This window comes from Holdemania sp. 1001302B_160321_E10 (genome assembly GCF_015552275.1).
Classification (GTDB): domain Bacteria; phylum Bacillota_I; class Bacilli_A; order Erysipelotrichales; family Erysipelotrichaceae; genus Holdemania.
Map to the genome: position 1 here is coordinate 15928 of NZ_JADNEM010000034.1, position 11179 is coordinate 27106.

At 48.8% G+C, this 11179-nt stretch carries 11 protein-coding genes; 4 read left to right on the forward strand and 7 right to left on the reverse strand.

Annotated elements, in window-relative coordinates; genetic code table 11:
• Positions 1–80: 80 nt before the first annotated feature.
• The 5 genes from I2D94_RS15450 to I2D94_RS15470 form a co-directional block, all read right to left on the reverse strand.
• Entirely contained in the window at positions 81–896 is an 816-nt protein-coding gene (locus tag I2D94_RS15450; RefSeq protein WP_006057502.1) for a PTS system mannose/fructose/sorbose family transporter subunit IID, read from the reverse strand.
• Complete coding sequence (locus I2D94_RS15455; protein ID WP_072685619.1) at positions 896–1693, reverse strand: PTS sugar transporter subunit IIC; 798 nt, start codon at positions 1691–1693, stop codon at positions 896–898. Before I2D94_RS15455 ends, I2D94_RS15450 begins: the two co-directional genes overlap by 1 nt.
• A 15-nt stretch (positions 1694–1708) precedes the next feature.
• Positions 1709–2200 carry a PTS sugar transporter subunit IIB gene (locus I2D94_RS15460; protein ID WP_072685618.1) on the reverse strand — a complete coding sequence of 164 codons (492 nt, stop codon included), beginning with the start codon at positions 2198–2200 and terminating at the stop codon, positions 1709–1711.
• A gap of 247 nt (positions 2201–2447) precedes the next feature.
• The gene (locus I2D94_RS15465; protein ID WP_195397568.1) at positions 2448–4451 is read right to left on the reverse strand and encodes an HTH domain-containing protein; all 2004 of its coding nucleotides are present in this window, start codon (positions 4449–4451) and stop codon (positions 2448–2450) included.
• 45 nt (positions 4452–4496) lie between these two features.
• Complete coding sequence (locus tag I2D94_RS15470) at positions 4497–5888, reverse strand: MATE family efflux transporter (RefSeq protein WP_195397569.1); 1392 nt, start codon at positions 5886–5888, stop codon at positions 4497–4499.
• A 127-nt stretch (positions 5889–6015) separates the two neighbouring features.
• Between I2D94_RS15470 and I2D94_RS15475 the strand changes: the two genes are divergently transcribed.
• The 4 genes from I2D94_RS15475 (at position 6016) to I2D94_RS18395 (ending at position 8541) form a co-directional block, all read left to right on the forward strand.
• Entirely contained in the window at positions 6016–6957 is a 942-nt protein-coding gene (locus I2D94_RS15475; RefSeq protein ID WP_072685615.1) for a LysR family transcriptional regulator, read from the forward strand.
• A 122-nt stretch (positions 6958–7079) separates the two neighbouring features.
• Positions 7080–7388 carry an ATP-binding protein gene (locus I2D94_RS18385; RefSeq protein ID WP_200798819.1) on the forward strand — a complete coding sequence of 103 codons (309 nt, stop codon included), beginning with the start codon at positions 7080–7082 and terminating at the stop codon, positions 7386–7388.
• On the forward strand, positions 7385–7633 hold the full coding sequence (locus I2D94_RS18390; RefSeq protein ID WP_229056912.1) for an ATP-binding protein: 249 nt from the start codon (positions 7385–7387) through the stop codon (positions 7631–7633). Before I2D94_RS18385 ends, I2D94_RS18390 begins: the two co-directional genes overlap by 4 nt.
• Before the next feature lie 197 nt (positions 7634–7830).
• Positions 7831–8541 carry a DUF234 domain-containing protein gene (locus I2D94_RS18395; RefSeq protein ID WP_200798817.1) on the forward strand — a complete coding sequence of 237 codons (711 nt, stop codon included), beginning with the start codon at positions 7831–7833 and terminating at the stop codon, positions 8539–8541.
• A gap of 759 nt (positions 8542–9300) precedes the next feature.
• On the opposite strand, the gene I2D94_RS15485 is transcribed toward I2D94_RS18395, so the two are convergent.
• Both I2D94_RS15485 and I2D94_RS15490 read right to left on the reverse strand, forming a co-directional pair.
• Positions 9301–9663, reverse strand: a complete 363-nt coding sequence (locus I2D94_RS15485) for a hypothetical protein (protein WP_072685614.1) — start codon at positions 9661–9663, stop codon at positions 9301–9303.
• Between the two features lie 173 nt (positions 9664–9836).
• Positions 9837–11179: papain fold toxin domain-containing protein (locus tag I2D94_RS15490; RefSeq protein ID WP_195397570.1), on the reverse strand; the 1343-nt coding region annotated here is incomplete at its 5' end.

Here is an 11179-nt window from a genome sequence, read left to right on the forward strand (position 1 = left end):
TGATTTGTTTTCTATCAAGCTTTGATGAGATCGGAAGAAGAAAACACAAAGGGCTGCGCTGGCAGCCCTTCCTTCTTTCCTTAGAAGATTCCGAAGAACGCCAGCGCCACGCTGAGAACGAGAATTCCCAGAACCAGCGTCACCGGACGTACGCCCTTTTTAATTAACGCGACCAGACCGAAGACCAGCGCGACCGACAGGATCCCCGGCATAATCGAGTTGACGACGTCGAGGACGACGACCGAGGTCTGACCGACCTGAATCGTCCAGGCCAGCTTGACGTTCACCATCGAAGCGACCATCGCGCCGACCATGCTTAAGCCCAGGATAGCCGCTGATTTGGTCAGCGACGTCATTAAACCGGAGGAGAAGATCGAGTCGATGAACGAGGTGCCCATCGTATAGCCGATTTTCAACAGATACCAACGCGCGACGACCTGCGAACCGCCGTAAAGCAGCACGAAGATCAACACGCCTAACAGATTGCCTTCGGCGCATAAGCCGATGCCGATTCCCGCGGCGATAACGCGCACACAGTTGAAGAAGAACGCGTCGCCGATCCCGGCGGTCGGTCCCATCAACGCGACCTTGATGTTTTCAATCGTATCGTCGTCAACGCTGCCCTTGGTCACCTTTTCCCGCTCCAGCGCGTAGGCCAGACCGGCGATGAAGCTGAACAGCACGGCGTGAGTGTTGAAGAAGTTATTATGCCGGACCAGCGCCTGCTTACGCTCTTCCGGATCGCTGTAAAGCTCCTCGATGGCCGGAGCCATCGTGCAGGTGAAGGCGTTGCCTTCCATCTTAACCATATTGAAGCCGCAGAACACCAGTCCGGAATTCCAGAACATGGATTTCAGCGTTTTCTTTTCCTGTGCGGACAATTCCATTTTCGCCATTAGAAGAAATCCTCCTCGTTATTCCCGTTCGCGCTGGCCGCGGCGGCGTTGGCCGTCTTGGCGTCCAGCAGCTTTTTATCATTGTAGAAGTACATGATTGCGACGACCGCCATGATGATCGCGATCGGCAGCTGGCCTAAGCCCAGATATTTCGACAGGACGAAGCCGACGAAGAAGAAACCGCCGATTTCCTTGTCCCAGATCATCGACGTCAGAATGGCGAAGCCGACGCCCGTCATCATGCCCGAGGCCGCCGACAGGCCGCTCATGACCCATGCCGGCAGGTTGCCGATCACACTCTGCAAGCCCTCGACCCCAAAGGCGACGGCCAGAAACAGAATGATCGTCTGCGGCAGACGGTCGACGAACAAACCGCACAAAATGGTCTGAATGCGGAAGCTCTTCATGTTGCCGGTTCCCGCCAGATGTTCCCAATACGGCGCTAAGGAAGCCAGCACCGGTTTATACATTTCCCCGACGGTCGCCATCAGCGTGCCGATCGGCATCGCCAGCGCCAGACCGGTTTCCGTATCAACGCCGGTCAGAATCGTCATCGCCACGGCGATGATCGAAGCCGAACACGCATCCGCCGGCACTGATCCGCCGATTGCGGAAATCCCCATGAAAATCGCTTCCAGCGAAGCCCCCATGACTACGCCAGTTGTCAAATCCCCTAAAACCAGGCCGGTAATCGCCGCCGTCACGATCGGACGGGCGAAGGTCTGCCACGACATCACGCGGTCGACGCCGTTGACGATCAGCCATGCAAGCATGACTAATAACGCACTTTGAATCATCCTTTTTTCCTCCTCTTATTTAAACAGGTTGGTAATATCCTCGGCCGGCTCCTCCGGAGTCGTCTGATAGATACATTTCAAGCCAGTCGCGATCAGATGCTTGAAGCTCTCCACTTCCACCTGGTCGCAATAGATGTTGTTGCCATAGCGCTTGCGCGGCATGCCCGGTTTTTCCGGAGCGATCCGGCCGTAGTTGCCGATGTTGATGTACGGGATGCCGCTGACGGCCGCCACGACGCGCTCGGCGTCCTCGGGGCTGTTGACCAGCATCAGGATTTTCATCGCTTCACAACGCGGATCCTGAAGCAGGGCGATCGCGTCGTCCACGCTGCGGATCGCGGTTTTGATGCCGGCGGGCGCGGCCATTTTCAAACTTTTCTGGATAATCGGACTGTTGGCAGCGGCATCGTTGCCGACGACGATGTGATCGACGCCGGTGTGCCGCGACCATTTGATCGCGATCTGGCCGTGAATCAGCCGTTCGTCGATCCGAAACATTTTGATCATACTCTTCCTCCTCTCATCCGGGAAAGATCGGTTGGCCTGTCCCCCGGACACAAAAGCTGCAGGGCAACGGATTCCAAAGTGAGCCGGACTTCGAATTTCCGTTTAGAAGATAAGCGCGCGTTTATCTTTACAACTGGATTATAAGCGCTTTCAGAATGAATTACCTCATGGAAAAACAGGACAAAAAAAGGGCAATGTTCATCATTTGCCCTTAGTCAGAGGTAATTTTTTGCGCCGTTTTTATTTTTTACACTTCAAACATCCCGCCGCCGGCCTGCAGACAGCGCTTCACCGCGTTGATCAACAGGCTTAAATCCCGGGTTTTCAACAGGGCCTCGATGTTTTCCTGATCGACCGCCAGCTGATGCGCGGCCTGATCGAGAAACCGTAAGCTTTGCAAGCCCGCGGCGAAATCGGCGGTGATGTAGATCAGATAGCGGATCTCTTTCTTTTCCCACACGCCCGGTTTGCTTAACCGGTAGATCTCAAAGCTGTTGCGGCGGGTGTACTGGCGGCTTTGGACGATGATCACGGTCTGGTGCACCACGCGGAAATCGCGCACCCGCGTCAGCTCTTCCTCCATTTTCTGCACGGCGTAGTAATCGCGGCCGTTTTTGTAGCTGATCAGATGGATGAAGGCTTCCTTGCCGTCATATTCAAATTCCGGATAAAAGCTGGCGGTATCCCAGTCGAATTGATCGAGCAGCGGCTGCAGCTGATAGCCGTCCATGATCACCGTGTTGAAAAACTGATTGAATTCGCGGGCTTCCGGAATCTGATTAATCACCATGTAGGGAATCGTATAGCGGTAACTATAAGATGGAAAGTTCAGCAGCAGGCAGTCATATTGGCTTTGATCGAGCCCGCGCACCTCATAAAATTCATAGATGTCGACCGTTTCAAACCAGCGCTTGCGAAAACGCCGCAGCAGGCGGTTGCGGATGATCTCCGAGGCGACCTGACCATTGCGGCTGCAGATCAAAACGCGGCGTTTTTTATATGGATAAGGGACGGCGTCGATCAGCGTGAAAAAGCGCACTGCGAGCATGTTGACATCCATGTCGGTGACCGGCACGGACAGATGGGTCTCCAGTATCTGTGCGGCGCTGACGGCCAGTGCTTCGCAAACGGGAGAGTAGCGGATGCCGTTGTTGTCGACATGCGAGCCAAGGACCAGATAACGGAAGTTGAGCGAATCGCAGAACAGCAGCGGGATCAGGCCCGGGATCATCACGCGGCCATAATCCGGCAGCGCCGCGAAATCCACGCTCCAGCTTGTTTTCAAGCCCTGCGCGATCTTGTCTGCCAGCTCGCAAGCCAGCTGATAACAGCCGGGATACCGCTGAGGCAGCTGCGGGCTGTCGATCGGATCGTTCCAGCAAAGCAGGATCACCGCGATCGCCAGCACCTCCTCCTCGGGCAGCTCAAAACCCGAATAGGCAGCCTGAAGCGCAGCGACGATCCTGATCGCGATCTGCGCCTCGTCAAAGGAGCGCAGATAAGTCATCTTCGCTTCATCCATGGACACGGCAAATCCGGCCTTGATGCGGTTGCGCGCCAGCACCAGATACCAGGCAATGCGGTTTGTGTAGGTGTCGCTGATCGCAATCCCGCTCTCCCGCAGCACGCGCAGGAAAATATGCCGGATCTCGTTGCGTTCCTCTTCATCCACGTCAAAATACTGCACGTATTCATCGTAATTCAAAAACGAAACCGCTTTATAATAATGGATCTCATACAATTCGAGCATGCACAGCCGGCGCTGAAATTCCTCGCCGGTGACCTTGACGCCGTACTTCGGCCGGGACTGCAGCGTCAGACCGAAGGCTTCCAGACATTGGCGGACTTCCCGCAGCTGTGCCTGCAGCGTGCGCCGCGACAAAAAGAGCTGATCGGAAATCGCGTCGAAGGTCAGGTAGCGGGGCGCGACGATCAGCCGGCGGACGATGTCATTGGTGCGGCCGACAATTTCACTTTTAGTGTAATTCATCGTACTGAAGCGGATCTGAAGCTGTTCGCGGACCGGATCGTACACCGCATGATCCAGAACCTGAAGCAAATAGCCCTTGCCTTTGCGGGTCAGAATTTCAACGCCGCTGGCCTGCGCCAGCTCGCGCAGCTCCGCCATATCGTTTTTCACCGTGCGTTCGCTGACGCCGGCCATCGCCGCCAGCTGTCTGGCTTGCAGCGGCTGATCGCTGTTATCCAGCAGATAAAGCATTAATAACAGCCGGTTCTTCACCACCGCCATAAAATCGATTCCCCTTTCGTTACAAAACGCGCCGTGCTTCGTCGATCAGCCTTCGGCCGCCAGCGGGGCACAGGCTGCTTCCCGCTGTTTGACCGTCATTTCATGCAGCACGCTGAGCTGCAGCGGAATCGCCAGCACAAAGCTGCACACATCGGCGATCGGCTGGGCGATTTCCACGCCCTGAATCCCGATCAGCGCCGGCAAGAGCAGCACCGCCGGGATGAAGAACAACCCCTGCCGCGACATCGCCAGCAGCGAAGCGCGGAAGGATTTTCCGATCGTCTGCAGCATCATGTTGCAGATCGTAATCCACCCACACAGCGGAAAGGTCAGGCATTGCCAGCGCAGCGCCTGGGTGCCGATCGCGATCACCTGCGGATCGTTTTTGGAGAACAGCTGAATCACCTGCGGGGCCAGCAGATAGCCGGCCGCCGACAACATGATCAGGATCACCGTGGCGACCTTCACGCAGAACCAGAAGCCTTCCTTGACCCGGTCATACAGAAAGGCGCCGTAGTTGAAGCCGCACACCGGCTGGAAGCCCTGACCGAAGCCGGTTACCACTGAAGCTGCCAGATTCATCACGCGGCCGACGACCGACATCGCCGCGATCGCCGCGTCGCCGTACGGCCCCGCCATCAAATTCAGACAGATCGTCGCCACGCTGCCTAATCCCTGCCGGCACAGCGAAGGCATGCCGCCGTTGATGATCTGGGAATAGTAGTATTTGGAGAACGTAACGTTGCGCAGGCGGATGCGCAGGTTGCCGCCCTGGGTCGTTCCCTTGAGCAGCAGCACGAAGCCGACGAACTGGCTGATGATCGTCGCCAGCGCAGCCCCGCTGACTCCCATGTCAAAGACAAAGATGAACAGCGGATCCAGAGCGATGTTGAGCACTGCCCCAGAGGCGATGCCGATCATCGCGTAGAACGCGCTGCCCTGGAAGCGCAGCTGATTGTTGAGCACCAGCGAAGCCGTCATATACGGCGCGCCGATCAGGATTAAGCGCAGATACTGGCGGGCGTAGGGCAGAATGGTTTCCGTCGCGCCCAGAATCCGGCACAAAGGATCAATCAAGATTTCTCCCAGTAAAAAGATCACCGTGCCCAGCGCCAGCGCCGTGAAGAAGCCGGTCGCCGCCATCTGCTGCGCTTCGTCAAAGCGGTGCTGCCCCATTTTGCGTGAAATATAATTGCCCGAGCCGTGGCCGCAGAAAAAGCCGAAGGCCTGGATGATCGCCATCAGCGCGAACGATACGCCGACCGCCGCGGTAGCGCTGGTTCCGATCCGGGCGACGAAGAACGTGTCCGCCATGTTGTAAAACGACGTTACCAGCATGCTGATAATCGTCGGCACGGCCAGTCGGCAGATTAGACTGGACACGGGCTTCTCCGTCATCGTTTTATATTTTTCCTCTTGTGTTTCTGGTTTCCCCATAGATTTCTCCTCTTTCAACCTTTTTTCGACCTTCTTATTGTATAATGGAAATCAGGATTCCACAAATTCATTCATTTTATGATTTCCATTACTTCATGTAATAATCGAAGAAGGAAAGGAGTGCCTCATGGATTTCAAAGAATTAACGTATGTGCTGGCGCTGGCACGGCATCAGAGTGTTACCAAGGCGGCTCAGGAGTTATATCTGACCCAGCCGGCGCTGACGCGGTTTCTGCAGCGCCTGGAAACGAGCGTGGGCCAGCCGTTGTTCACCCGTTCCGGCAACCGGTTGATTCCGACGTATGCCGGTGAAAAGTATATTGAACGGGCGCAGGAAATACTGCTTTTGAAAAAACAGCTGGACGCGGAAATGCAGGATATCGTCCAGGTGCACCGGGGACAGCTGCGGATCGGCTTGTCGATCTTCCGTAGTTTTTCCCTGCTGCCCAACGTGCTGCCGGAATTCACCCGCAAATATCCGCACGTGAAGATCCTTGTTGAAGAAAACGATCCGGCGTTTCTGGAGGAGGCTTTGTGCCGGGGCGAGCTGGATCTGGCGTTTTTCTCGCTGCCGACGCGCCGCAAGGAAATCGTGACGGAAACGATCCGGACTGAAGAGCTGGTGCTGCTTCTGCCGCCGCAGGATCCGCTGGCCAGTCAGGCTCAGCGGCGGCCGGGGTCTCGTTACCCATGGCTGGATCTTGGCTGGGTCAAAGAGCGGCCGTTTATCCTGCAGAAAAAGGATCAGCGCACGCGGCAGATCACAGACCGGTTGTTTCATGATTACGCCTTCACGCCCAACGTGATTCTGGAGATTCAGAACATCGACGTGTCGATGGCGCTGACAGCGGCCGGTTATGGTTGTTCTTTCACCCGCGATATCCATGCGGTCGAACTGCAGGCGTATCAGCCGGCGCCGCAGTGTTTCTCCGTCGGCCGCCAGCGCACGCTGACCCAGTATGCCGCGGCTTACCGCAAGGGCGCGTACCTGCCGGATTATGCCCGGGATTTCATTGAGCTGGTGCGAAAACAGTTGAATACTTCGAGATCCTCTTCATCCTCAATCTAATAAAATCGAATCAGATTTCCATAAGTTTCTCAACGAGCTTCTGCAAAGTTCCCTTGATTTTTAATGCTCGCGTTTACAATTATATCAAATCACGATTTGGTATAATTCAAGGAGGTGATTGAATGTTTATCGGCAGAGAAAAAGAGCTGAAATTTTTACAAGATAAATACGCTGAGAAGAAAAGTCAGCTGATCGTCTTATATGGAAAAAGACGGATTGGAAAAACTGAAACACTCCGGGAGTTTTGCAAGCATAAACCGCATATATTCTATTCCTGCACGCAAAGTACGGATCAGATACAGCTTGCGAAATTTTCAAAACAAATTTTGAGGGAAGATATCCCTTCCAGGCAGTATATCTCTGAGTTTTCCGATTTGGAAAAGGCATTTCATGCAATCCTTGAACTCCCCTACGGTGAAAAGAAAAATTGATCGTAATCGATGAATTCCCCTCTATGTGCAAAGAAAATAAAAGTATTCCGTCCATTCTGCAAAATCTTTGGGATGCAGAACTGAAAGAGAGAAATGTCATGATTATTCTCTGCGGCAGCGCGATGAGTTTTATCGAAAAAGAACTGCTGGCGGAAAAGAATCCGCTGTACGGCAGAGCTACGGGTATTTATAAAATGAATGAAATGGGATTTTACGATGCAGCTCGTTTTTCCCCAATTATTTAGAAAAAGACAAACTACTGGCTTATGCTGTACTTGGCGGTATCCCGCACTATCTGAACCAGTTTGATCCTGAGCTATCAGTAGCGGAGAACATCAAGCGCAATATACTTACAAAAGGTTCTGTACTGTATAGTGAGGTAGACTTTCTGCTTCATCAAGAACTTCGTGAAACGCCTATCTACAACTCCATCATTGAAGCTGTGGCTCTGGGTAATACAAGACTAAACGACATCAGTCAAAAGTCACTTATCGAGGACACTTCCAAAACAAGCGTCTATTTAAAAAACCTGATTGAGCTTGGGATTGTAGCACACGAATTTTCCGTTGATATCGGAATGAAAGAAAGGGCCAATACCCATCGTGGACTCTATCGACTAACCGATAATTTTTTCCGTTTCTGGTATACTTTCGGTTTTGCGAATTTATCACAGCTTGAGGATGGCGACGTTGACGGCGTTTATGAATATTTGATTGATCCTGCCTTGCATGAATTTGCTTCGTTAGTTTTTGAGAATGTATGCAAAGAATTCGTACGCGAACTGCAGAAGGAAAACGCCCTCCCATTCCGCTATAGCAAGATGGGACGTTGGATGGGAAAAACTACAGTCCGTGATAAAAACGCAAAAAGCGGCTTAAGGCTGGCGGAAACAGAAATTGATTTACTTGGCATTGGCATCGGTGGAAAAGAATATTTAGTGGGTGAATTTAAATTTAAACACAGCCCCTTTGATTATTCTGAATACCTTGATACCCTAGCCAAATTAACGCCTCTAAAAGAAAAAACAAAATTCTACTATGCTTTGTTTTCAGAATCCGGTTTTGATAAAAAAATCATAGCGGAAGCGGAAACCTCTGATACGCTCTATCTTTATAATCTCGAAACAATTGTAAACTATAAAAAACAGCATTAACATCAGGCTATAGATTGCGTTGCAGCACAAGAGATTGGGTGATACTCCGATTCTTTCTGAACATTGGATGTTGATCGGGTAGGAAGCTAAGGAAGCCAATTCTTCCTTAGCTTAGCTCCTCCCACACCACCGGAGATGCTGTTCGGCGTCCGGCGGTTCAAAGTACCAACATGATTTGTTAAAATGAATGAACTTTTGTGTAATGGTCTACTAAACTGAGTAGACCTTTTTGTTTGAGTACCTTGTTCGTTATCCATCTCCCTAGCCATCTCCCTGTCCTGCAGTATCCCTTTCGTGTGTTGGCGTATAGCCAACATCGTTATCTTGGCATACCCAAGAAATAGAGGGGGCGTTCGTTCTTTGATCGTCTTCCATAATTTCCAGTACCACATTCGGATATGAAGTCGGATCTTATTTTCTATTCAGGTTAATATCATTTTCAAATCCGCAATTCGACAGTAGTTAAGTAAGCGTCAAATAAAACTTATACGCAAAAGAACCCTGACGTGTGGGTTTTATTTGACGCTTACGCTGTACCAAAAAAAGACGTACAAAGCTTGAAATCACACTTTTCACGTCCTTCTTCTTGTACCTTTACTCAAGTTCAAGGAAGAACCAATGAGCATGCTAAGGGTCCTATATTTTATCAATGGAGAGACCCATTGATAATAAACATTTTAACAAATTTATCCTTAATATTCCCAAAATAAAATCAAAGTAATTTAAGTTTACATAGTTTTATAATATACATTCTAGTATTCAATAATTATTATCTATTTGATTCTGCTTAGCTTTGATACCATCTAGTTCCTTGAAATAAATATTACATAATTTAAAGAATAAATCAAAACATTGTTTTTCAGTGCTAGAAACTTTTTTTATATAATAATGATAATCTCTTTCTTCATTAAAAACAATATTCATATTTTGTTCTATCCAATTACGAACCCATTGGTGGAATTCATATTTAAATTTGCTTTCAAAAGCACCCGGTTTTTGCAAATTAGGATTATCATATAAAAAACCATTTAAAAAGTGATATAAATTCTCAAACTTATATTCACCAATATACATGCAAGGTCGTAATTCTATCCATTTAAGTAAATCATCTATTTTGTGCATATTCTTTTTCTCCTAAAATTAATGACGTAATCAAAAATTCCAACTATTGATAACATTTGATCTTCACATTGCTTAAGATATTCTTTTTCTTATTCAATAATTAGAACTATAAGTCACTCATTAACAAATGTTCTTAGTTAATGAGTGACTCTAATTCCTTAAATACTGCGATTTTATTTAATCAGTTTAAAATCAATTTCAAATTCCCATGGAATATCATCTATTCCTAAATCGTTAAGCCATGCGTTATAATCCATACCATCAGGAGTCATATTATCATATACTTTATTACCTACCTTAATAGCCTCATGAATGCCATTTGTTGAAATGTTTCCACCATATTTATCAGAATAGATATAACCCGTTTTGCTTTTTATAATTACTCGTTCGCCTTCAATACCAACTTCCTTTAAGGATTTTTCTAGATAATTTGCATATTCCTTGCACTTATAAACTTCTTTAAAATCACCTGGTATTCCCTTAACAATATTGCCGATTTCAGACTTGTACGCATTCTCGATCACTTCATCCCAAGGAATCTCTTCCACAAAGGTCTGCTCGTTCCTGATTTTAATCTTTTCCAGATAATCCTGATTTCCTTTGATATTTAATGGAAGATCGATGACTAGGTCTTTTCTAATACTGATCCCCGGCAACTTCTCTAGGTATTCTAATTCCTTATCCAATGGAATCTTTTCTGCTAGTTTTCCTTCATCTCCAGCATTTAACGGTATTTTCTCAGTTAGCCCTGCAGAAATACCAAAGATAGAAATAGCGTTTAAAATGCCTTTCATTGGCAAATATTTATCGATCGTCTTATCTAACACAATGGATAGAGATAAGGTCAAAAATTCAGAGGATTGGAATATTTCAGATACAGCGACACCTGCACTCTTGATCCCATTATTAATTGTATTTAATAGGTCACCTTTGTTCTCAGTATCCTTTTTCTCTTCTTTTGGTTTTCCACATATTACATTCACCCGTTCTTCCAACGTGCCTGTGACTTCAGGATACTTTTTATTTAAGTTCGCTGTTTCATGGGTCAAATTATTAAGCACCACATCTTTAACCGCAACCGTCATCTTTTCAACGATATTTTTCATTGCTTTAACGAGTTGAGATTGCTTTTCCTCTGTTTGCTTTTTAATCAGCTCTGCTGCTCTTTTTGCCTCTTCCGCAATTCTTCTTGCCGTTTCTTCTGCTGCTCGTCGAGCTATTTCTGCAGCGTTATTTGAATTGGTTTTACTTGAACTACTACTCGTATTTCTTCCTGCACCTGAACCGCTATTGGCACTTCCGCCACCGCCTTTGTTTGTCGCTCCTCCTTTCGTCTGCGGCTTTGTATGTTGATTCACTGTTCCATTGCTGATTGGTTTTTTCTTTGGTTGACTTGGTGGATTATAAATTCCCCCGCCTATTGGGACTATACTCTTAAATCCGGTTGGGTCAAAGTACTTGTTCGGGTTGTTTCTGCCATAGTTATACCGGTTCTGACTTAACGGATCCTGCCAGT

Coding starts and splice junctions, on each gene's coding strand:
- I2D94_RS15450 (WP_006057502.1), bottom strand. CDS start 896: ATGGCGAAAATGGAATTGTCCGCACAGGAAAAGAAAACGCTGAAATCC.
- I2D94_RS15455 (WP_072685619.1), bottom strand. CDS start 1,693: ATGATTCAAAGTGCGTTATTAGTCATGCTTGCATGGCTGATCGTCAAC.
- I2D94_RS15460 (WP_072685618.1), bottom strand. CDS start 2,200: ATGATCAAAATGTTTCGGATCGACGAACGGCTGATTCACGGCCAGATC.
- I2D94_RS15465 (WP_195397568.1), bottom strand. CDS start 4,451: ATGGCGGTGGTGAAGAACCGGCTGTTATTAATGCTTTATCTGCTGGAT.
- I2D94_RS15470 (WP_195397569.1), bottom strand. CDS start 5,888: ATGGGGAAACCAGAAACACAAGAGGAAAAATATAAAACGATGACGGAG.
- I2D94_RS15475 (WP_072685615.1), top strand. CDS start 6,016: ATGGATTTCAAAGAATTAACGTATGTGCTGGCGCTGGCACGGCATCAG.
- I2D94_RS18385 (WP_200798819.1), top strand. CDS start 7,080: ATGTTTATCGGCAGAGAAAAAGAGCTGAAATTTTTACAAGATAAATAC.
- I2D94_RS15485 (WP_072685614.1), bottom strand. CDS start 9,663: ATGCACAAAATAGATGATTTACTTAAATGGATAGAATTACGACCTTGC.